21 protein-coding genes are annotated in these 20,662 nt (G+C 60.3%); 12 read left to right on the top strand and 9 right to left on the bottom strand.

Annotation, left to right across the window (positions count from 1 at the left end; all coding sequences use genetic code 11):
• Positions 1-38 precede the first annotated feature (38 nt).
• From FGF54_RS09430 to FGF54_RS09400, 7 genes are all read right to left on the bottom strand, one after another.
• Positions 39-1,082 carry a zinc-dependent alcohol dehydrogenase family protein gene (locus tag FGF54_RS09430; RefSeq protein WP_142780191.1) on the bottom strand — a complete coding sequence of 348 codons (1,044 nt, stop codon included), beginning with the start codon at positions 1,080-1,082 and terminating at the stop codon, positions 39-41.
• Between the two features lie 95 nt (positions 1,083-1,177).
• On the bottom strand, positions 1,178-2,236 hold the full coding sequence (locus tag FGF54_RS09425; protein ID WP_142779503.1) for an ABC transporter ATP-binding protein: 1,059 nt from the start codon (positions 2,234-2,236) through the stop codon (positions 1,178-1,180).
• Positions 2,237-2,248: 12 nt separating this feature from the next.
• Positions 2,249-3,031 (bottom strand): iron ABC transporter permease, encoded by a 783-nt coding sequence (locus FGF54_RS09420; protein ID WP_142779502.1) that lies wholly within the window; start codon positions 3,029-3,031, stop codon positions 2,249-2,251.
• A complete protein-coding gene (locus FGF54_RS09415) occupies positions 3,028-3,912 on the bottom strand; it encodes an ABC transporter permease subunit (protein WP_059756575.1) in 885 nt (294 codons plus the stop codon). The genes FGF54_RS09420 and FGF54_RS09415 overlap by 4 nt, the downstream gene beginning before the upstream one ends.
• A 101-nt stretch (positions 3,913-4,013) precedes the next feature.
• Positions 4,014-5,120, bottom strand: coding sequence for an ABC transporter substrate-binding protein (locus FGF54_RS09410; RefSeq protein ID WP_142779501.1), 1,107 nt, complete (start codon positions 5,118-5,120; stop codon positions 4,014-4,016).
• 85 nt (positions 5,121-5,205) lie between these two features.
• A complete protein-coding gene (locus FGF54_RS27195) occupies positions 5,206-5,415 on the bottom strand; it encodes a hypothetical protein (RefSeq protein WP_168208046.1) in 210 nt (69 codons plus the stop codon).
• A complete protein-coding gene (locus tag FGF54_RS09400) occupies positions 5,412-6,290 on the bottom strand; it encodes a MurR/RpiR family transcriptional regulator (protein WP_142779500.1) in 879 nt (292 codons plus the stop codon). Before FGF54_RS09400 ends, FGF54_RS27195 begins: the two co-directional genes overlap by 4 nt.
• Before the next feature lie 175 nt (positions 6,291-6,465).
• On the opposite strand from FGF54_RS09400, the gene FGF54_RS09395 reads away from it, so the two are divergent.
• From FGF54_RS09395 to FGF54_RS09355, 9 genes are all read left to right on the top strand, one after another.
• A complete protein-coding gene (locus FGF54_RS09395; RefSeq protein ID WP_142779499.1) occupies positions 6,466-7,239 on the top strand; it encodes an N-formylglutamate amidohydrolase in 774 nt (257 codons plus the stop codon).
• Between the two features lie 226 nt (positions 7,240-7,465).
• Positions 7,466-8,980 (top strand): amino acid permease, encoded by a 1,515-nt coding sequence (locus tag FGF54_RS09390; protein ID WP_003522809.1) that lies wholly within the window; start codon positions 7,466-7,468, stop codon positions 8,978-8,980.
• Positions 8,981-9,044: 64 nt separating this feature from the next.
• Entirely contained in the window at positions 9,045-10,412 is a 1,368-nt protein-coding gene (locus FGF54_RS09385; protein WP_003494807.1) for a glutamine synthetase family protein, read from the top strand.
• An 18-nt stretch (positions 10,413-10,430) separates the two neighbouring features.
• A complete protein-coding gene (locus tag FGF54_RS09380; RefSeq protein WP_142779498.1) occupies positions 10,431-11,819 on the top strand; it encodes an aldehyde dehydrogenase family protein in 1,389 nt (462 codons plus the stop codon).
• Entirely contained in the window at positions 11,816-12,961 is a 1,146-nt protein-coding gene (locus FGF54_RS09375; RefSeq protein ID WP_142779497.1) for an iron-containing alcohol dehydrogenase, read from the top strand. Before FGF54_RS09380 ends, FGF54_RS09375 begins: the two co-directional genes overlap by 4 nt.
• An 18-nt stretch (positions 12,962-12,979) precedes the next feature.
• Entirely contained in the window at positions 12,980-13,354 is a 375-nt protein-coding gene (locus tag FGF54_RS09370; protein WP_142779496.1) for a hypothetical protein, read from the top strand.
• A gap of 161 nt (positions 13,355-13,515) precedes the next feature.
• On the top strand, positions 13,516-14,232 hold the full coding sequence (locus tag FGF54_RS09365; protein ID WP_142779495.1) for a ParA family protein: 717 nt from the start codon (positions 13,516-13,518) through the stop codon (positions 14,230-14,232).
• A 145-nt stretch (positions 14,233-14,377) separates the two neighbouring features.
• Entirely contained in the window at positions 14,378-15,025 is a 648-nt protein-coding gene (locus tag FGF54_RS09360) for a TetR/AcrR family transcriptional regulator (RefSeq protein WP_142779494.1), read from the top strand.
• 46 nt (positions 15,026-15,071) lie between these two features.
• A complete protein-coding gene (locus tag FGF54_RS09355; protein WP_210247414.1) occupies positions 15,072-16,277 on the top strand; it encodes an MFS transporter in 1,206 nt (401 codons plus the stop codon).
• A gap of 69 nt (positions 16,278-16,346) precedes the next feature.
• Here FGF54_RS09355 and FGF54_RS09350 read toward each other — a convergent pair whose 3' ends face one another.
• The gene (locus FGF54_RS09350) at positions 16,347-17,738 is read right to left on the bottom strand and encodes a L,D-transpeptidase (protein ID WP_142779492.1); all 1,392 of its coding nucleotides are present in this window, start codon (positions 17,736-17,738) and stop codon (positions 16,347-16,349) included.
• Positions 17,739-17,894: 156 nt separating this feature from the next.
• On the opposite strand from FGF54_RS09350, the gene FGF54_RS09345 reads away from it, so the two are divergent.
• The 3 genes from FGF54_RS09345 (at position 17,895) to FGF54_RS09335 (ending at position 19,574) form a co-directional block, all read left to right on the top strand.
• Positions 17,895-18,728 (top strand): aldose 1-epimerase family protein, encoded by an 834-nt coding sequence (locus FGF54_RS09345; RefSeq protein ID WP_142779491.1) that lies wholly within the window; start codon positions 17,895-17,897, stop codon positions 18,726-18,728.
• Positions 18,729-18,845: 117 nt separating this feature from the next.
• Entirely contained in the window at positions 18,846-19,184 is a 339-nt protein-coding gene (locus tag FGF54_RS09340) for a TIGR01244 family sulfur transferase (protein ID WP_003494827.1), read from the top strand.
• A gap of 48 nt (positions 19,185-19,232) precedes the next feature.
• Positions 19,233-19,574 carry a RidA family protein gene (locus FGF54_RS09335; RefSeq protein ID WP_003494829.1) on the top strand — a complete coding sequence of 114 codons (342 nt, stop codon included), beginning with the start codon at positions 19,233-19,235 and terminating at the stop codon, positions 19,572-19,574.
• Positions 19,575-19,843: 269 nt separating this feature from the next.
• On the opposite strand, the gene FGF54_RS09330 is transcribed toward FGF54_RS09335, so the two are convergent.
• Complete coding sequence (locus tag FGF54_RS09330) at positions 19,844-20,608, bottom strand: HugZ family protein (RefSeq protein WP_142779490.1); 765 nt, start codon at positions 20,606-20,608, stop codon at positions 19,844-19,846.
• Positions 20,609-20,662: the final 54 nt, after the last annotated feature.

The raw sequence follows: 20,662 nt of genomic DNA, 5'->3' as shown, positions 1-20,662 counted from the left end.
CGAAATCCCTAAACCTCAAACGGTCTCAGGAGCCTGCACTATTCGAACCGGTCGATGATGCTGATGCCGCTTTCCCTGAAGCTGTCCATGGCGGGCAGGGCGGTTGCTGCCTCGGAAAGCGTGATGTGGCGGCCGATCAGCTTTTCCGGCGCGAGCCTGCCGCTTTCGATCATCGCCAGCATGTCCTCGTAACGCCATGCCTGCATGCCGTGGCTGCCGTAAATCTCCAGTTCATGTGCGATCACACGGGCCATGGGAATGGCGGGCATGGCGTGATCGGCTAGCATCAGCCCAACCTGCACATGGCGGCCGCGCCGGCGTAGGTTGCTGATGGAGTTGCAGCAGGTCTGCGGGTGACCGAGCGCATCGACAGAGACATGCGCGCCGCCACCCGTCACTTCGCGTACCGCCTCGGCAACATCGGCAACCGAGCGGCTGTTGATGGTGGCGGTTGCTCCGAGTTGCTGCGCAAGTTCGAGCTTGTCTTCGGCGATGTCGATGGCGACGACCTGCGCACCGAGGCCAGCGCCGATCATGATGGCGGAGAGGCCGACGCCGCCGCAGCCATGCACCGCCAGCCATTCGCCGCCCTTCAACCGTCCCTGATCGGTTACGGCCCGGAAGGAGGTGGCGAAACGGCAGCCGAGGCCGGCGGCGGTGGCGTAACTCATCGTCTCAGGTAGATGCACGAGGTTCTGATCGGCATAATCGATGGCGACATATTCGGCGAAGGAACCCCAATGGGTGAAGCCGGGCTGGAACTGCGCCTCGCAGACCTGCTGGTTGCCGGAACGGCACTCATGGCAATGGCCGCAGCCGGAGACGAAGGGCACGGTGACGCGGTCGCCGGTCTTGAAGCGGGTGACGTTTTTGCCGACGGCGGCGATCACGCCTGCGAATTCGTGGCCGGGAACATGCGGCAGGCGGATATCCGGGTCATGCCCCATCCAGCCGTGCCAGTCGCTGCGGCAGAGACCTGTCGCCTTTACCTCGATGACCACGCCGCCATCGGTCGGTTCCGGATCGGGCAGGGACGCAACAACCGGGGTTTCGCCGAACAGTTCGTAAAAAAGCGCGCGCATCATGGCCTCACATGGTTGGTATGCAGGTTCGAAGTCATACCTGCTCTACCATGTCCCGCAAATGGGCGAAGCGGTTTTGCGTCTGGAAAAGCGCTTCAGTCCTTGATGACCATCAGGTCGCCGGCTGCGAATTTCAGCGTCACCTGCTCACCGACGGCGGGCGGTGCTGTGCCGGGATCGTTGAACATGTCGAAAGACAGGGTGGAACCGCCGAGATCGAGGCGGGTGCGGATGACGGAGCCGAGGAACTGGCTGGAGGTGACGAGGCCGGAAATGGCGACATCGCCCTTCGCATCGCCGCCGAGCGAGCCCGCTTCCGGTCGCAGGGCAAGGGTGATTTTTTCGCCGTTCGCCGCATCGACCGGCTTGTGCAGGGTAATCTGCTGCTCTCCGACACGGATGGTGTTGGATGAGGAATCGACCACGGTGGCGTCGATGAGGTTCAGCGTGCCGACGAAGGAGGCGACGAAGCGGGTCGCGGGCTTGTTGTAGATATCGAAGGGGGAGCCGATCTGGTCGGCGCGGCCGCCATTCATGACGACGATGCGGTCGGAAATCGACAGGGCCTCTTCCTGATCGTGGGTCACGAAAATGGTGGTGATGCCAAGTTTCTGCTGGATCTGGCGGATTTCCTCGCGCAGCGACACGCGGATCTTGGCGTCGAGCGCGGAAAGCGGCTCATCCAGCAAAAGCACTTCCGGCTTCGGCGCGAGCGCGCGGGCGAGCGCCACGCGCTGCTGCTGGCCGCCCGACATCTGGTAGGGGTAACGGTCCGCCAGATGCTCCAGATGAATGAGCTGGAGCATTTCCTTCACGCGGGCGTCGATCTCGGCTTTCGGCTTGCCGGCGACTTTGAGCCCGAAGGCGACGTTTTCATAGACATTCATGTTGGGGAACAGCGCATAGGCCTGGAACACCATGCCGATATTGCGCTGGTTCGGTCTGAGCGCCGTCTGGTCCTTGCCGTTGATGACGATCGATCCGCCGCTCGGGGTCTCGAAGCCGGCGATCATGCGCAGCACGGTGGTCTTGCCGCAGCCCGATGGCCCGAGGAAGGAGACGAACTCGCCCTTTTCGATGGCCATGTTGAAATCATGCACGACCTGCACGGAGCCGAAGGATTTCTTGATGTTGCTAAGTGTCAAAAAGCTCATGAAATATTGTCCTCAGGCCTTGGGAGGCGCGCCCTTCTGGTAGCGTGAAACGAGTTGGATCAGACCCAGGCAACCCCAGGTGATGCCGAAGGAAATCACGGCAAGTGCGGCCGGTTCATAGGCGCGGTTGGCACCGAGCAGCTGCATGTAGGGGCCGAAGGCCGGGCGGTTCAAAAGGGCCGCCATGGTGAATTCACCGATGACGATGGCGAAGGTCAAAAACGCGCCTGACAGCACGGCGACCAGAACATTCGGCAGGATGATGCGCGAGAGGATGGTCGTCCAGCCCGCGCCGAGGCTCTGCGCCGCTTCTGTCAGTGTTGCCACATCGATGGTTCGGAGGCCGGTATCGACGGCGCGGTACATATAGGGCAAGGCCAGTGTGGCATAACCGAACATCAAAAGCAGGTTGGTGCCGAAGCTCGTGCCGGTCAGCGGCAGCCAGCTGGAGGTGTTATAGAGCCGGATATAGCCGAAGACGATGACGATGGCCGGGATGACCAGCGGCAAAAGCGTGATGAATTCGATATAGGGGCGCAGGCCCGGCAATTTCAGGCGCACCCAATAGGCGGTGGGCACCACCAGCAGAACCCCGAAGACGATGGTGAACAGCGCCATCACCACCGAGTAGCTGAAGGTTTCCTGAAAGCGCGGATCGCTGAGCACCCTGGCGTAAGCGTCGAAGGAATATTCGCCGCGCCGCATTTTCAGCGAGAAATTGGTCATGCCGATCAGCGGCAGGGCGAAATAGAGCAGGCCGAAGATCAGCGCGCCCCAGGCGAAGAAACGCTTCATTTCAGCCACCTTTCGCTGCGGGCGCGCAGCCAGATGTAAAGTGCATTGGCAAGGCCGGTGACGACGATCATGCCGAAGGCAAGGGCGTAACCGAGATGCGGGTTACCGAGAACGTCGCCGCGAATCTGCGCGAAAAGCAGGATCGGCACGATATTGAGCGAGGAGCCGGTGAGCGCAATTGCGGTCGCCACCGCGCCGAAGGCGTTGGCGAAGAGCAGCGACATGGTGCCGAGCAGCGACGGCAGCAGGATGGGGAAGGCCACCATGCGCCAATATTGCAGGCCGGTTGCGCCGAGAATTTCCGCCGCCTCGCGCCATTCGCGTTTCAGCCCGTCCAGCGCCGGCGTGATGATGAGGATCATCAGCGGTATCTGGAAGAACAGATAGGTGACGGTCAGGCCCCAGAAGGACAGGATGTTGAAACCGAGCAGCCTCAGATCGATGCCGATCTGCGTCTTCAGGAAGACGGTGAGAAGGCCGACCGGGCCAAGCGTGGCGATGAAGGCGAAGGCGAGCGGCACGCCGGCGAATTGCGAGGCGACGCCCGAAAAGGTCAGAAGCGGCCCGCGAATGCGCTGCGGCAATCCGCCCAGCACCACGGCGGCGGCGACGGCAAAGCCGATCAGGCAGCCGAGAGCTGCCGAGGCGAGGCTGATCTTGATCGAAATCCAGTAGGCCGCAAGGATGGAGGAGGTGAAAAGCCCGGCGATATTTTCCAGCGTAAAGCTGCCATCGGCATGCTGGAATGCGCCGATGACGATCTTCATCGTCGGCATAATCAGAAACAGTAAAACAAAAACGGCAAAAGGTACGACACCAATCCAGTGCAGCGGCAGTTTCCTGCCCGCGTCGGATGGTCCGCCGGTATTGGTTGATGGCATCCTTGTCCCCAAACGCCGTTTTCAAACGGTCTGTATATAAAGGTCTACATCATAAAAGAAGCACCCCGGCTTTTGATCGGCCGGGGTGCATTTTCAACGGTTTACTTCACGTTCGCGCCGACGACGCTGTCCCAGCCGCCGGTAACGGCAGCCTTGTTGGCATCGACTTCCTCGAGCGTCGGGAAGATCGCCTTTTCATAGGCTGCTGCCGGCGGCAGGCTGTCGATCAGTTCCTGCGGAACCTTGCCGGCCTTGACCATGGCGTTGAAGCGGATCGGGTGGCAATAGCCCTTCAGCCAGCCGAGCTGACCGTCGTCGGAGTAGAGGTGCTCCATCCACAGCTTGGCAGCGTTCGGATGCGGCGCGTAAGCGGAAATGCCCTGAACGTAGACGCCGGCCAGAACGCCCTTCTCAGGAACGATGACTTCCGTCGGCGGGTTGTCGTTCAGTGTCTTCTTCCAGGACAGCGCGTTATAGTCCCAGGCAACGATGATCGGGGTCGCGCCCTGCGCCAGCGTGCCAGCCTTGCCGATGACCGGCAGGAAGTTGCCGGCCTTGTTGAGATCGGCAAAATATTTCAGGCCAGCTTCACCGGCTTCCTTGCCGGACTTCGCGCCCGTGGCAAGACCGGCGGCGAGAACGCCGAGGATGGCCTGGTTGGAAGCGCGCGGGTCACCGGCAAGCGCTACCTGACCGGAATATTCCGGCTTCAGCAGGTCGGCCCAGTCCTTCGGTGCGTTGTTGACGAGGTCCTTGTTCACGAAGAAGGACATCACGCCGTAATAGTCGCCGTACCAGTAACCTTCCGGATCCTTGACGTTGTCGGGAATTTCGTCCCAGGTGGAGACCTTGTATGGCTGCAGCAGACCTTCGGCCTTCATCTGCGGGCCGAAGGCGAGGCCGACGTCAACGACGTCAGGCGCCTGCGGTCCCTTATTGTCCTTGTTGGCCTTCACCGCTTCGACTTCGTCGGCGGAGCCGGCGTCGGGGTTCAGTTCGTTGACGGTGATTTCCGGATATTTCGCCTTGAAAGCGGCAATCACGTCGCCGTAACCGCACCAGTCGTGCGGCAGCGCGACGGTGGTCAGCATGCCTTCCTTCTTGGCGGCGGCGATCAGCTCGGCGCTCGGTTCAGCGGCGGCAATTGCGGTGGAGGCGATGACCAGTGCAGTGGTCGTAGCGAGCAGTCGGCGGCAGTGAGAGATCACTTTTTTCTCCTCTTCGTGTTCTCATATTGCGGACGCTGATACGGATTCTCGATGAAGCTAATGTGACGGCTGGATTGCAATTTATTTATCCGGATTCCGTCACTTTACGCCCGTTTTCCGCCATCACCCGGCTTTTTGCCTGCAATTGCGGGAGATTCCCTTCATGATCCGTGGTGGCCAGATACGTTCCCCAGCTTGGTTTCTTATCCTGTTTTATCGTGCTGGTAGCGATGACAGGTATCCAATCAGCGTGCGGCATCCGCGTCAAGCAAGTTGCCCGGCTATGTAGTTTCATGTTCTGTCCGGCTTGCGGAACAGCCGCGTCTGTTCGAACAGGCCTTCCAGTGCATTCATGCGTTCCCTGGTTTCATCCCAGGTGCCGTTCTGCACCGCTTCGATCAGCGCTTCGACCACGAACAGCGTGACGACCGAGGAGTCCCATGCCGAGGGAGCTTCGATCCTGACGCGGAAAGTGTGCAGCGCATGGCGCGCCACCGGCGAGGTCCATTGATCGGTGAAGAGAATGATCTGCACGCCGTTTGCCTTGGCCACTTCGGCCAGCGTCGTCATGTCGTGCTCGTAACGGCGGATATCGAAGATAACCAGTATGTCGCCGGCGCTCATGTTCAACATATATTGCGGCCAGGCGCTGGAATTCGACGACATCAGCGTCGTCTTCGGCCGGATCACCTGCATATGGGTGAAGAAATATTCGGCGATCGCACCGGTGATGCGTCCGCCGACGAAATAGATGCTGCGCTTGCGGTCGGAAAGCAGCGCCGCGGCATTGTCGAAGACGGCGGTGTCGAGATCGCTCAGCGTATCGCGCAGATTGCCGGTGATGGCATCGGCGAAGCGGTTGAGAATATGCAGGCCGGGCGCGTTGGTTGCCCAGCGGTCATGTTTGGCGATGGGGCCGGAGATCGTCGCTTCCAGTTCCTGGTGCAGATGCGCCTGAAATTCCGGATAGCCCTTGTAGCCGAGCTTTTGCACCATGCGTGCCACCGTCGGCGTCGAAACGCCGGCATTTTCCGCAATGGTGGTGATGCTGCCGAGGCCGGAGACGGGGTAGTTGCCAAGCAGGCTCTCCGCCAGCCGTTTTTCGGAACGGGTCAGTGCGTCGTAATGGGCATGAATGACATCCGACACGGTCGCCGTCGTGCTGCGCAAATTTTTCCCCTTCCGGTCTTCTGCCGGTGCATGGCTAAAATAAACATCTGTGCCAGCTATCGAGTCAATGGGAAAATGAAGAGAAAATTTCAAAATTCCATTTGACACTCGCAATAATGTGAAGAATTCTTTTCGGCGTTGACGGAGCGACGGGGTTTCCGGGCGGGGTTCGTGCATGACGGTGCGGTCACGGTTTTTCACAGAAGCGGAAGGGCAGGCCGTCGGCATCGAGAATGCTGCGGCGAAGGGCGATGTCCTTCTCGTCTGCGAACATGCCTCCGCCACCATTCCGCAGAAATTCGGCACACTGGGTCTTTCGCCGGAGGTGCTTTCGAGCCATGCGGCGTGGGATCCGGGCGCTCTGGCCGTTGCCCGGCTGCTTTCGGAAAAGCTTGACGCCACGCTCGTCTATCAGCGGTTTTCGCGTCTCGTCTATGATTGCAACCGGCCGCCCGAATCGCCTTCCGCCATGCCGGTGAAAAGCGAGATTTACGATATTCCCGGCAATTTCGATCTCAGCGAAGCGGAGCGGTTCGCCCGCACCTCAGCACTTTATGTGCCGTTTCATGACCGGGTGAGCGAGATCATCGCCGCGCGGCAGGCGGATGGCCGCAACGTGGTGGTGGTGACCATCCACAGTTTCACGCCGGTTTATCACGGCCGGTTCCGAAAGGTTGAGATCGGCATCCTGCACGATACCGACAGCCGCCTCGCGGATGCGATGCTGGCGGGCGCCGAAGGTGCCTCGCTCACGGTCAACCGTAACGATCCCTATGGCCCGGAAGACGGCGTGACGCATACGCTGCGGCTGCATGCGCTGCCGGACGGGCTTTTGAACGTCATGATCGAGATCCGCAACGATCTCATCACCAATGAAGGAGAGCAGGCGGCAATCGCCGGTTTTCTTTACGAACTTATGGGGAAGGCGCTCTTATCGATCGATGAGTGAGGGAGCTATGGCCGGCCGATGGTGAAAACACCGGGGTCGGCTGCCAGATGAGACTGCCGCCATTTTATAAAAACCGGCCATGCAGCCGGAAAAACACGAAGCGGCAAGGGAACAGCAAGTGCGTGCGGCCAATCGCGGGAAACTCCCGGGTGAAGCCGGAAACTGGGGCACAATCGGCCAATAACGGCTGACTGGCTTGTTTTTTTCTTATTCAGGAGAGAAGGGCATGGACAGTTCATCGTCAGGCGTCAGCTACAAGAAGGCTGATGCATCCTATTTCGAAAAACGCGGACTATCCCGTTATGCGGGCGTGTGGTCGCTCTGGTCGCTCGGCGTCGGCGCGGTCATTTCCGGGCATTTTTCCGGATGGAATTTCGGCTTTTCCACCGGCGGCTGGGGCGGCATGCTGGTGGCCGGCATCATCATCGCCATCATGTATCTCGGGCTGACATTTTCGATTGCGGAAATGAGCCCGGCCTTGCCGCATACGGGTGCGGCCTATTCCTTCGCCCGCACGGCCATGGGCCCATGGGGCGGCTTCATCACCGGGCTTTGCGAGAATGTGGAATATGTGCTGACGCCGGCGGTCGTCGTCACCTTCATCACGGCCTATGTGAACTCCATTCTCGGGCTCGATCCGGCCTATTCACCCTTCGTATGGATAGCGTTTTACGCGATATTCCTTGCGCTCAATGTCTTCGGACTTGAGCTTTCCTTCAAGGTCACGCTGGTTATCACACTGATTTCGCTTGCCGTTCTGGTGTTCTTCTGGATCAGCGCCATTCCCAACATCGATTTTTCGCGTTTCGCGCTCAATATCGGTGTGGGCCCTGATGGCAAGGCGGTGGAGCTGCCTGAGGGCGGCGGTTCCTTCTTCCCCTTCGGGTTCTCGGGCGTTCTCGCCACGCTGCCTTTCGCGGTCTGGCTGTTCCTTGCCATCGAGCAACTGCCGCTGGCGGCGGAAGAATCGGTCGATCCCAAGCGCGACATGCCGAAGGGCATCATCCTCGGCATGGTGACGCTGATGGTTTCGGCCTTCATGATCGTGCTGCTCAACCCGTCTTTGCCGGGCGTCGGCGCCTTCCATCTCAGCTCCTCGCTTGAGCCGCTGCTTGATGGCTTCAAGGCGATCTATGGCGATGGCGGCGTGGTGGTGCTGGGTCTCGTTGCCTTGACCGGCCTGATCGCCAGCTTCCATACGATCCTCTACGCGCAGGGCCGGCAGATCTATTCGCTGTCGCGTGCGGGTTACTTCCCGACCGTGCTGTCGATCACCCATTCCAAGTATCGCACGCCATACGTTGCCAACATCACCGGCGCGATTGTCGGCTTGGCGGTCATGCTCGTCATCTGGTTCGCGCTGGGTGCGGAACAGGGCGGTAGCATCATCGGCAGCGTGCTTTTGAACATGGCCGTGTTCGGTGCGATGTTCTCCTACATCATGCAGGCGATTTCCTTCATTCTGCTCAGGAAGAACCTGCCGCACATCGAGCGGCCGTTCCGTTCGCCCTTCGGTATTCCGGGCGCGGTGCTGACGGTCATCATCGCCATCGTGACATTGCTCTACCAGATCCAGGATCCGAACTTCACCAAGGGCGTGCTCTGGGTGGCGGTCTGGTTTGCCGTGGCGATTGCCTACTTCGCCTTTGTCGGACGCCACCGCCTCATCCTCTCGCCGGAAGAGGAATTCGCGCTGGAGCACAAGCAGGCTGCGGTTGCCGCAGCGGCTGCAAAGGCCTGATGTTCAAACAAACGGGCGGCCGCATTCCGGCCGCCCGGCCACGACAATAAAGGGAACGGACAAAATGACGAGCTACACATTCGACGCGCTTAAAATGGATGTCGCCGAGGGGCGCATCGACACGGTTCTGGCCTGCCTTGTCGACATGCAGGGGCGTCTGATGGGCAAACGGTTCCAGGCGGAATTCTTCGTTGAAAGCGCCTTTGAGGAAACCCATAGCTGCAATTACGTGCTTGCCACCGACATGGAGATGGAAACCGTTCCCGGTTACAAATCCTCCAGCTGGGAAAAGGGTTATGGCGACTATGTGCTGAAGCCCGATCTTTCGACGCTGCGGCGCGTGCCGTGGCTGGAAGGCACGGCGCTGGTGTTGTGCGATGTGCTCGATCATCACACCCATGAAGAAGTGCCGCATTCGCCGCGCGCGCTCTTGAAAAAGCAGGTGGCGCGGCTGGAGGCCATGGGGCTGAAGGCCTATATGGCGACCGAACTGGAATTCTTCCTGTTCGACCAGACTTTCGATGCGGCGCGCGCCAACGGTTACAAGGGCCTGAACCTCGCTAGCGGTTATAATGAGGATTACCATATCTTCCAGACGACCAAGGAAGAGGATGTCATGCGGGCGCTGCGCAAGGGCCTGCAGGGTGCCGGCATTCCGGTCGAGAATTCCAAGGGCGAAGCGTCCGCAGGTCAGGCGGAGATCAACGTGCGTTATGCCGATGCGCTGACCATGGCCGACCGGCACGCCATCATCAAGAACGCCACCAAGGAGATCGCCTGGTCCAAGGGCAAGGCGGTGACGTTCCTCGCCAAGTGGAATTACAACGCCGCCGGCAGTTCCTCGCATATTCACCAGTCGCTGTGGAGCGCCGACGGCAAGACGCCTGCTTTCCTCGACAAGGACGCCAAACACGGCATGTCGGAACTGATGCGGCATTATGTTGCCGGGCTTCTCGCCCATGCCAGCGAGATCACCTATTTCCTCGCGCCCTATATCAATTCCTACAAGCGGTTCATGGCTGGCACCTTTGCGCCGACCAAGGCGATCTGGAGCCTAGACAACCGCACGGCCGGATATCGTCTCTGCGGCGAAGGCACCAAGGGTATCCGCATCGAATGCCGCGTCGGCGGCTCGGACCTCAATCCCTATCTCGCCATGGCGGCTTTGCTTGCGGCGGGCATTGACGGCATCGAAAATAAACTCGAACTTGAGCCCGCTTTTGTCGGCGATGCCTATGGCGGCAAGGACGTGCGCGAGATACCCAAGACCCTGCGTGACGCCACGGCCTTTCTGGATGGATCGAAAATGCTGCGCAACGCCTTTGGCGACGATGTGATCGATCACTATGTCCATGCCGGACGGTGGGAGCAGGAAGAATACGACCGCCGCGTGACCGACTGGGAAGTGGCGCGCGGTTTCGAACGAGCCTAATCATTACGGGAAAACATCATGACCATGATCCAGAATATCTCGCCCATCGATGGCTCGGTTTATGCCGAGCGGGAGGCGATGTCGCTGGAGGCGGCGCGCGCCGCCGTTTCGAAAGCGCGCAAGGCGCAAAAGGACTGGGCGCGGCGTCCGCTTGAGGACCGCGTTCAGCTGGTGCTGAAGGGCGTCGCCCGCCTCAATGAAATGGTGGCTGAGGTGGTGCCGGAACTGGCGCATATGATGGGCCGTCCGGTGCGTTATGGCGGTGAGTTCAAGGGCTTCAACGAACGCTCCAATTATGTCGCTTCCATCGCCGCCGATGCGCTGGCGCCGCTCGTCATCGAGGAAAGCGGCAATTTCGAACGCCGCATCGAGCGCGAAGCGCATGGCGTGGTCTTCGTCATCGCGCCGTGGAATTATCCTTACATGACGGCGATCAACACCGTCGCGCCCGCTTTGATGGCCGGCAATACGGTGGTCATCAAACATGCGGCGCAGACGCTGCTGGTGGGCGAGCGCATGGTGCGGGCTTTCGTCGAGGCCGGTGTGCCTGACGATGTCTTCATCAATGTCTTCCTCGACCACGGCACGACCTCGGCGCTCATTTCCGAGGGTCTGTTCAATTTCGTCAACTTCACCGGTTCGGTGGAAGGCGGCCGCGCCATCGAACGCGCTGCTGCCGGCACCTTCACCGGTCTCGGGCTTGAACTCGGCGGCAAGGACCCCGGCTACGTGATGGAGGACGCCGATCTCGACGCCGCCGTCGATACGCTGATGGATGGCGCGACCTATAATTCCGGGCAATGCTGCTGCGGCATCGAGCGCATCTACGTCAATGAAAACCTCTATGACGCCTTCGTCGAGAAGTCCGTGGCCTGGGTGTCCAACTACAAGCTCGGCAATCCGCTAGAGCAGGAAACCACGCTAGGGCCGATGGCCAACAAGCGTTTTGCCAAGGTGGTGCGGGCGCAGGTCGCCGATGCGGTTGCCAAGGGCGCTAAAGCGCTGGTCGATCCGAAGCTTTTCCCCGCCGACGATGGCGAGAGCGCTTATGTTGCGCCGCAAGTGCTCGTCAATGTCGATCATTCGATGGAGTTCATGACCGAAGAAACCTTCGGCCCGGCCGTCGGCATCATGAAAGTGAAGAATGACGACGAAGCCATCGCGCTGATGAATGACAGCAAATACGGGCTGACCGCCTCGCTGTGGACGCAGGATGCCGCCCGGGCCGGGCGCATCGGCCGCGAAATCGAAACCGGCACCGTGTTCATGAACCGCGCGGATTATCTCGACCCCGCCCTTTGCTGGACCGGCGTAAAGGAAACCGGCCGTGGCGGCTCGCTCTCCGTTCTCGGTTTCCAGAACCTGACCCGCCCAAAATCCTACCATCTGAAGAAAGTCACGAAATGAATATCGTCGCCAACTGGAGCTATCCCACCGCCGTCAAGCTTGGCCGTGGCCGGATCAAGGAACTGGCGGAAGCCTGCAAGACGCTCGGCATCAAGAAGCCGCTGCTTGTCACGGATCGCGGCCTTGCCAATATGGCGATCACTGCGCATGCGCTCGATGTGCTGGAAGAGGCGGGTCTCGGCCGGGCGATTTTCGCCGAGGTCGATCCCAATCCCAATGAGATCAACATGGAAGCCGGCGTGAAGGCCTATCGCGATGGCGGTCACGACGGCGTCGTCGCCTTCGGCGGCGGTTCGGGCCTCGATCTCGGCAAGACCATCGCCTTCATGGCCGGGCAGACGCGCCCGGTCTGGGATTTCGAGGATATCGGTGACTGGTGGACCCGGGCGGACGCTTCAAAGATCGCGCCCATCGTCGCCGTGCCGACCACTGCGGGCACCGGTTCGGAAGTCGGTCGCGCCAGCGTCATCACCAATTCGCAGACCCATGTGAAGAAGATCATCTTCCATCCGAAGCTCTTGCCCGGCGTCGTCATCTGCGATCCGGAGCTGACGGTCGGTATGCCGAAGGTCATCACGGCGGGCACGGGCATGGATGCCTTTGCCCATTGCCTCGAGGCCTATTCGTCGCCCTTCTATCACCCGATGAGCGCTGGCGTGGCGCTGGAGGGCCTGCGGCTCGTCAAGGAATTCCTGCCGCGCGCCTATAAGGACGGTACGGATATCGAGGCGCGCACCAATATGATGGCGGCGGCGGCGATGGGGGCGGTGGCCTTCCAGAAGGGTCTCGGCGCCATTCACTCGCTCTCGCACCCGATTGGCGCGGTCTACAACACCCATCACGGCATGACCAACGCCGTCGTCATGCCGGCGGTGCTGCGCTTCAATCGCCCCGCCATCGAAGACAAGATTGCTTGCGCGGCCGCCTATCTCGGCATTTCCGGCGGCTTCGACGGCTTCTACGATTATGTGCTGGAGCTTCGCAGGGAACTCGGTGTGCCGGAAAACCTGACCGCCATGGGCATCAAGCCGGATCGTATCGATGAGCTGGCGGCGGAAGCGATCAAGGATCCGAGCTGCGGCGGTAATCCGGTGCCGATGACGCTGGAGAATACGAAGAAGTTGTTCGAGGACTGCTTTTAAAGGATCGTTGTGGCAACCATGAGATTTTCAGCATTTTCGCCATTGCTGGCAGTGGCGTTCTTAAGTCTGCCTTTTGCGGCGCAGGCCGCTTCTTTTAAGGAGCTTTCCGGTCAGGGTTACAAAGTCGGAACCCTATCGAGCAACAAGGCGGGAATCCGGGGATGGAACTTGTCCAAGGGCTCCGACCGCTATTTCTGTGAAATGCGCGCGACCATGGCGTATTCCGGAAAGAGTGGCATGGTATCCTTCACCAGCGCCGGACGCATGATCACGCTTGATCGTGCAACAGTTGAGAAAAGCCTGGGCAACTCCCTGAATTTGCCAAAGTACGAAGATCTCAAAGCCGGCCGCCTGCGCGCGGACGATGTGGGGTCCTGCCGAAAGCTGGCGTGATCAATCGTATGGCAGAAGCCCGCGATTTATCGCGGGCTTTTTGTTGTCCCCAAAAACGATCTTAGTCTTTTCTTAACCATGTTCGTTAAGGTTATGGAAAGCACCATGATCGGCTCGGTGCGTGAATGAGCATGAAATGGCTCTGATCAATCGGGGATATCATGCCTGTCATTACTTTTGCCAACACCAAGGGCGGCGCTGGAAAAACGACCGCCGTGCTGCTTCTGGCAACCGAACTCGCCCGCAGCGGCCACCGTGTGACGGTTCTGGATGCCGATCCGCAATTGTGGATTTCCCGCTGGCACGATCTGTCCGGCGAGATCGAAAATCTCTCGGTGATTTCGCATGTGACGATGGCTTCGCTTGAAGGCCATATTCGCGAGAATAAAACCAATACCGACTGTTTCATCATCGATCTGCCTGGGTCGAAAAGCCCGCTGCTGACCATGGCGCTCGGTATTTCCGATCACGTGCTGATCCCGGTGCAGGGCTCTGCCATGGATGCGCGCGGCGCTGCCGAGGTTCTGGATCACATCGAATTCCTGAACCGCAAAATGGGCAAGGCCATCGCCCATTCGATCGTGCTGACGCGGGTGAATGCCATGGTGGCGACGCGCTCGCTGCTGCTGGTCAAAATGCTGCTGGCGGAAAAGAACGTCTCGGTGCTCAATATGCCGATTGTCGAGAGAGCGGCCTATCGCGATATTTTCGACTATGGCGGCACGCTTCTCTGTCTCGATAAGGACAAGGTCAGCAATATCGACAAGGCGGTGGAGAACGCGAAAGCCTTCGCCACCGAAGTCGTCGGCTTGCTGCCGAAACGTCTTTTGCGGCTCGGCACGCAACCCGCGCGCCTTTTCACCCGCAAGGCCGCCTGAAACATTGATTTCGGCGTTCTATCCGTCTGCGGTCTTCATCACCGCAGACGGATGGTAATGCCTTGGACCATTGGCCGCCGTTGAGCTTGTCCGGGCATCGGTCGATGCTTTTCTGGGACGGTTTCATTATTCGCTTGATTTGGAAATGATCGTTTCCTATATTCCGGCCATGAGCAATATCAACCAGACCCATTCACCGGAACAACGCCATCGCGGCAGGCCGCGCGAGTTTGATGTCGACCGTGCGCTCGATGGGGCGATCCGCGTTTTTTCGCGACGCGGTTATCATGCCACTTCCGTCGGTGATCTCACCGATGCGATGGAACTGGCGCAGGGCAGTCTTTACAAGGCTTTCAAGGACAAGAAAGCCATCTTCATCGCCACGATGGAACGCTACAGGATCGTGCAGACCGAGCGTTTCGAGGCGGCGGTGGCCGGTTGTGACACCGGTTATGAGCGCCTGAGGGCAGGCCTGATGTTCTATGCGGAACGGTCGCATGGCGGCGTCGGTTCCGATGGATGTCTGGTGGTTGGTGCTGCTGCCGATCTGGCGGCTCTGGATGACGATATTGCAATCGTGGTCGAGCGGGCCGTGAAGGCGAGGGAGCGAATTGTCGCCCGCCTCGTTGCCGAAGGGCAGAAGGATGGTTCCGTGCGTTCGAAGGCCGATCCCGACGATCTCGCCCGGGCGATGCTGTGCATGATGTACGGCATGCGTGTGGTGGGGAAGACGGGGCGAAGCCTCAAAGACATGGTGGCCGTGGTGGATATCGCCATGAAGCTTGCCGATTGATTTTGTGACTATTTAGGAAACGATTGTTTCCATATTGGAGAAAATGATGACGACGCGTGTAATTGAAGGGGATGATGTCGAGGCAACATCCATTTCCCCGGCCTTGACTTTTTTGCTGGCGACAGCCTGCGGACTGATTGCCGCCAATCTTTATTATGGCCAGCCGCTGGCCGGCATTATCGGGGCGGAGCTTGGTCTTTCTGCGGGCGCGACTGGGCTGATCGTGACCCTGACCCAGATCGGTTACGGTATCGGTCTGCTGTTTGTCGTACCGCTTGGCGATCTCGTTGAAAACCGCAAGCTGGTCGTCGGTTCCGTCTCGATGGCGGTGCTTTCCCTTGTGGCAGCGGCATTCGCGCCGCATGCGGCCCCGTTTCTGATTGCGGCCTTTCTGGTCGGCGTCAGTTCCGTGGCGGTGCAGGTCATCGTTCCCTATGCCGCCCACATGGCGCCGCACGCCATTCGCGGCCGGGTGGTCGGCAATGTCATGAGCGGGCTGATGGCCGGCATCATGCTGGCGCGGCCGGTTTCCAGCCTTCTGTCGGAAGTGGTCTCCTGGCGGGGTGTGTTTCTGACCTCGGCGGCCGTCATGGCGCTTCTTGCCGTGGTGCTTTTCCGGCTTCTGCCCGCCCGTATGCCCGATGCGCGGCTGAGCTACGGCGCATTGATGGCCTCGATGGGCCGGCTGGCGCTGCACACGCCGATCCTGCGGCGGCGGGCGATCTATCACGCCTTTTTGTTCGCGGCTTTCAGCCTGTTCTGGACCACGACGCCGCTTTATCTGAGCGGACCGCATTTCAATCTGAGCCAGGGTGAGATCGCGCTCTTCGCACTCGCCGGTGCGGCCGGCACCGTGGCCGCGCCGATTGCCGGGCGGATGGCGGATCGTGGCTGGACGCGTGCGGCCACCTTCTTTGCTCTGGCGGCGGTGGCGCTCTCCTTCGCCGTCACGCATCTTGCGCCCGAAGGTTCGCATCTGGCGCTCGCCATTCTGGTCGTCGCAGCCATCGTTCTGGATTTCGGCGTCACCACCAATCTGGTGCTTGGCCAGCGTGCCATCTTCACGCTCGGAGCGGAATTCCGCAGCCGCCTGAACGGCATCTATATGGCGACGTTCTTCATGGGCGGCGCAATCGGTTCCGCCGTCGGCGGCTGGGCCTATGCCGTCGGCGAATGGCAAGCCGCCTCGTGGATCGGCTTCGCCTTGCCGGTGGCAGCCCTGCTTTATTTCCTCACGGAAAAACGGGACTGAAACGCCATTAAATGAAAAAAGCCCGGCGGACCAAACCGCCGGGCTTTTTCTTTTTTCTTTCGGTCGATCCTATTCCGCGAATTCGACCACCACGCCGGGGCGGACCATTTTCGCCAGTTCGGTCGCATCCCAGTTGGTCAGGCGGATACAGCCGTGGCTGTTGGTCTTGCCGATCTTCGAGGGTTCCGGCGTACCGTGAATGCCGTAGGTCGGCTTCGACAGCGCAATCCAGACCGTGCCGACCGGGCCGTTCGGACCCGGCGGAATCTGCAGGATCTTGTCGTTCTGGCCCTGCTTGAAGTTGATCTTCGGATTATAGGTGTAGCCGGGATTGAGCGCGATACGCTCCACCGTGTGTGTGCCGCTCGGCGAGGGCGTGTCCGTGGAACCGATGGTGGCGGGATAGGCGGCGATCAGATTGCCGTCCTGACCATAGGCGAAGACCTGCTTGATGCCCTTATGCGCGACGATGCGGGCAACCTGTCCCTTTTTCGTCTCGCCCGGATTGACGACCTTGATGATGGTGCCGGGAACGGAAAAATCGATGCCGGGGTTCAGTTCCTTCAGATAGTTCTCATCCATGTGGAAGCGTTCGGCGAGCGCTTCCGAAGTCGAGGTGAAGGAGAGGGCGGGCAGCTGCGACTTCTCGGCGTAGTCGTCCGGGATGGAGGCGACATAGGGGCCGGCGGCGTCAGCGGCGGTGATGGTGTAGTCGACAATAGGCATGCCGCCGGAGGCGCGCAGACGCTCCAGAATGTCATCGGAATTGTTGGGGTCGAGCTTTTCGCCGGTCATGTCCTGCCAGGCAGCAATGGCCTTGTTGACGTTGTCGCCCATCTTGCCGTCGATTACGCCCGGCGAAATGCCTTCGCGGTCGAGGAAGGTCTGGAGCGCGACGATCTCCTGGCGGGAACGGTTGACCGGCGTGGTAACAGGGGTGTGGCGCTCGATTAGATGCTCGGGCTGAGGAACGGCAGCCGTTGTGCTTTCCCCCGGCATCGGCTGGCCGAGCGGGCCGCTTTCCACCGCACCGGGTGCGGGAACAGAGCCGGTGTAGAAATTGTCGTCGGAACCATCGCCGCGATATTCGCGGTAATCGCGCACGCTGCCATTGTCCTGATAGCCGTAGTCGCGCTGCGGCTCACGATATTGGCCGCCGGGAGCAGGCGGATAATAGGTGGTGTCGCGCTGGCGCACCTGCTGCTGCCGCTGCTGGTAGCCGGAGGGCATTTCGGTGGCGAGGAGATTGCCGTACTGGTCGTAAAACACCGTACGTCCCATGGAATCGCGGCTGATGACGATATCGCCGCGCTCCGGCATGAAGTCGAGCACGCGACCGTCCGGGGTCACCAGCATCGTCTGCTGATCGCCATAACGCTGCTGCGCGCCAGCCTGTAGCGGGGCGAAAACCGCCACTACCGCGACTGTCAGACCCAGAGCTGCGTTAAGAAACTGTTTCACGATTCTGCTATCCCTTACTTGTTCACCGATAAACACACCGCAATCTTGACCCTATTGTGAAAAAGGTGAATTCGCGGTTAATGCAATCTTAATTTCCGTCACGGTTAGTAGCGTTTCCGTGAAGCATGCGTTTTCAGGGTCACAGGGAGGTTTATCTTGCGTTCGTTTCAGGCTGGCAGATCGCCACGCATTTTCCTCGATGAAACCTCCGTCTTCGATATCGGCTCCTGCGTCGTCGATGGCATCGACATCGCGCCCGGCCGCGCCATTCCCGACGATGGCGATGCACGCATCGACCACTCGCTGGAAGGCTTTCTGTTCACCTGCGGCCCCGACCATATCCGCCATCCCGAGCCGATCGATGGCGACGGTGAGGGACGTCGATATCCGCTGCATGGGTCCTTTTCCTCGCATCCCGCGACGGTCATTGCATTCGATGTTCAAGAGTCCAATGCATTGGCGCGCGTCGAGGTTCCCGTGAAGCTTGCCGATGGCGGCACGGCCCTTCTCGAACGGACATGGCGTATCGACGGGGAAAGCAGCGAGGTCAGCCTCGATGATAAGATCGTCAACACGTCCGAGCGGCCCATCCCGGTGTTCCTGATGTATCATATGAATGTCGGCGCGCGCCTCTTCGACGACGCCGTGCGGCTTGAAGGCGCGATGTTGGATGGTGGCGGCCACGGCTGGCGTTTCGGCGAAGAGCCGGGCACCGTTTTCTGCGTTCCCGCCGGTGATGACGAGTGGGCTTCGCTCGCGCTCGGACCGATTGCGGCCATCGGCGGGAAGACGCTGACCGTGCGTTTTCGTACGGAAACGCTTCCCTATCTGCAGATGTGGCGCAACCAGCAGGCGCCGGCCAATGTGCTCGGCATCGAGCCGGTTTCGCATCGCTGGGTCGGGCGGAGCGAGCTTGAGGCTTCCGGCGAGTTCAATATTCTCCAGCCGGGCGAAAGCCGTTCCTTTGGCCTGCGCTTTTCCATCCTCTGAGCCGTACCGAATGAAGATGCCCCGTCATTGACGCAGGGGTTTTGACCGCTTACATCGGATGCGGATTTCAAGGATGACAGCCAGCGGCGCGGACGCCGGTTTCAGCGGAGGCATAAGATGGATATCAGGCGCATAGACGACGAATATTCGGTAACGGGACAGATCAGCGTCGCCGATCTCGACGAGATCAAGGCGCTCGGCTTCAAGTCGATCGTCTGCCACCGCCCTGACGGCGAAGAAGACGGCCAGCCGCTTTTCGCCGATATTGCCGAGCGTGCCGAACAGCTTGGCCTCACCATCATGCATGTGCCGGTCGGCCGTTATGGCGTCGATGCCGATGCCGTTACCGGTATGGTGGATGCACTGGACGAATTGCAGCGCCCGATGCTCGGCTATTGCCGTTCCGGCGCGCGCTCGACGGCGATCTACGAAAAGACCCATCACCTGCGCGGCTGATTTTCCGCGCATCATTCTATTTTAAATGCCAATCAACAGGAGTTTTCCATGACCATCAAGCGTATCGAGCCGGGCAAGCGCATGAGCGGCGCCGTCGTTCACGGCAACACCGTTTATCTGGCCGGCCAGGTTGGCGAAGGCACGAGCGTTACGGAACAGAGCAAGTCCGCTCTCGCTGAAGTCGATCGCCTGCTGGCCGCTGCGGGTTCGGACAAGTCGAAGATCCTGCAGACCATCATCTACCTCTCCGACATGTCCACCTTCGGCGAAATGAACGCCGTCTGGGAAGGCTGGATCGACCCGGCAAACCCGCCGGCCCGCGCCACCAGTGGTGCACCATTGGCAACGCCGGATTACAAGGTCGAGTTCATCGTGACCGCTGCCCTCTGAGCATCCGTCTGAGTTTTTAAGAAAGGGCCGGGTTGCGGAAAGCGGCCCGGCCTTTTTGATGGGATGGGGTCAAAAACGCTCCCCGTCATGCCGGGCTTGACCCGGCATCCAGCCACGGCGCGTCTGCGCCGTGAAAAGAGTCTTTCGCGATCAAGGACTTGATCGCGCTGGACCCCGGATCTAGTCCGGGGTGACGGCGCGGCGTGGTGACATGGCCACAAAATGCCAAGTAGAAGCAATTTTCATGTTTTTTGAATCGCTTGCGTCCGTCACCTCACCGGCGAAGCAAGCGCCTTCTCAAACTGCTTCAACGTCGTCACCCGCTCCGCAAACCACAGCCGTGCCAGATCGCTGGCCGATGCGAGATCGATGCCATCCGGGTCGATGGAGGTGATCGTCCAGCGGCCGCTCTTTGCGCCGGCGAGAACGGCGAGCCGGGATGCTTCGCCCTTGATGGCATTGAGGCGGATCGCTTCGCTTTCCGCCGCCGCCATCAGTTCGTCTGCGCCTGACAGATCGGTGCGCAGATCGGCCGGGGTGATGTTGCTGGCATTGCGGGCCGGGCCGCCATTGATCTGCACGCCTTCCGTCCGCAGCCGGTAAAGTCTCGTGTCGGGAAGGGAGAGATAAAGTTTCGCTTTGGGATAACGGGCAATGTAGCGCACGATGGCGAGCGGCACTTCATCCGGGCCGATTTGTTCCGCCTTGCCCACCAGTGTCAGCCGCGGCAGCGTCAGCGCATCTCCCTTGCCGAAGGGGGCGAGCGTCAGCGAGATGCGCGCGTCCGCCTCCATGTTGCGGGCGTGCAGCGTCAGCCCCGCCGCGAAGAGGAACGGCGTGCCGTCCGGCTCGATGCCGATATTGGTGGCGGTCGTATAGGGATAACCGCTGACCGGATCGAGGGTGGCAAGCGCTGCCGTGCGGGAAGTGTGCAGCACATCGCGGGCCACGCGCACGGCCTCGAAAGGCGCGCCGGCCGAGGGCTCGATTTTTGCGCCGCGCGGGGTGATGACGGGAGAGGCTGCATCCGGCATGTCGTTTCCTAAGCTGTAAGTTTCAGTCAGGATTTACACCATGCCGGAGCCGTG

This window comes from Agrobacterium sp. T29, assembly GCF_006970545.1.
Classification (GTDB): domain Bacteria; phylum Pseudomonadota; class Alphaproteobacteria; order Rhizobiales; family Rhizobiaceae; genus Agrobacterium; species Agrobacterium leguminum.
This window is presented reverse-complemented; position numbering and strand designations above follow the sequence as displayed.

Bases quoted from the DNA above. Each gene is read 5' to 3' on its own strand.
- FGF54_RS09430 (WP_142780191.1), bottom strand. From the start codon at position 1,082: ATGCGCGCGCTTTTTTACGAACTGTTCGGCGAAACCCCGGTTGTTGCG.
- FGF54_RS09425 (WP_142779503.1), bottom strand. From the start codon at position 2,236: ATGAGCTTTTTGACACTTAGCAACATCAAGAAATCCTTCGGCTCCGTG.
- FGF54_RS09420 (WP_142779502.1), bottom strand. From the start codon at position 3,031: ATGAAGCGTTTCTTCGCCTGGGGCGCGCTGATCTTCGGCCTGCTCTAT.
- FGF54_RS09415 (WP_059756575.1), bottom strand. From the start codon at position 3,912: ATGCCATCAACCAATACCGGCGGACCATCCGACGCGGGCAGGAAACTG.
- FGF54_RS27195 (WP_168208046.1), bottom strand. From the start codon at position 5,415: ATGAAACTACATAGCCGGGCAACTTGCTTGACGCGGATGCCGCACGCT.
- FGF54_RS09395 (WP_142779499.1), top strand. From the start codon at position 6,466: ATGACGGTGCGGTCACGGTTTTTCACAGAAGCGGAAGGGCAGGCCGTC.
- FGF54_RS09390 (WP_003522809.1), top strand. From the start codon at position 7,466: ATGGACAGTTCATCGTCAGGCGTCAGCTACAAGAAGGCTGATGCATCC.
- FGF54_RS09385 (WP_003494807.1), top strand. From the start codon at position 9,045: ATGACGAGCTACACATTCGACGCGCTTAAAATGGATGTCGCCGAGGGG.
- FGF54_RS09380 (WP_142779498.1), top strand. From the start codon at position 10,431: ATGACCATGATCCAGAATATCTCGCCCATCGATGGCTCGGTTTATGCC.
- FGF54_RS09375 (WP_142779497.1), top strand. From the start codon at position 11,816: ATGAATATCGTCGCCAACTGGAGCTATCCCACCGCCGTCAAGCTTGGC.
- FGF54_RS09370 (WP_142779496.1), top strand. From the start codon at position 12,980: ATGAGATTTTCAGCATTTTCGCCATTGCTGGCAGTGGCGTTCTTAAGT.
- FGF54_RS09365 (WP_142779495.1), top strand. From the start codon at position 13,516: ATGCCTGTCATTACTTTTGCCAACACCAAGGGCGGCGCTGGAAAAACG.
- FGF54_RS09360 (WP_142779494.1), top strand. From the start codon at position 14,378: ATGATCGTTTCCTATATTCCGGCCATGAGCAATATCAACCAGACCCAT.
- FGF54_RS09355 (WP_210247414.1), top strand. From the start codon at position 15,072: ATGACGACGCGTGTAATTGAAGGGGATGATGTCGAGGCAACATCCATT.
- FGF54_RS09340 (WP_003494827.1), top strand. From the start codon at position 18,846: ATGGATATCAGGCGCATAGACGACGAATATTCGGTAACGGGACAGATC.
- FGF54_RS09335 (WP_003494829.1), top strand. From the start codon at position 19,233: ATGACCATCAAGCGTATCGAGCCGGGCAAGCGCATGAGCGGCGCCGTC.
- FGF54_RS09330 (WP_142779490.1), bottom strand. From the start codon at position 20,608: ATGCCGGATGCAGCCTCTCCCGTCATCACCCCGCGCGGCGCAAAAATC.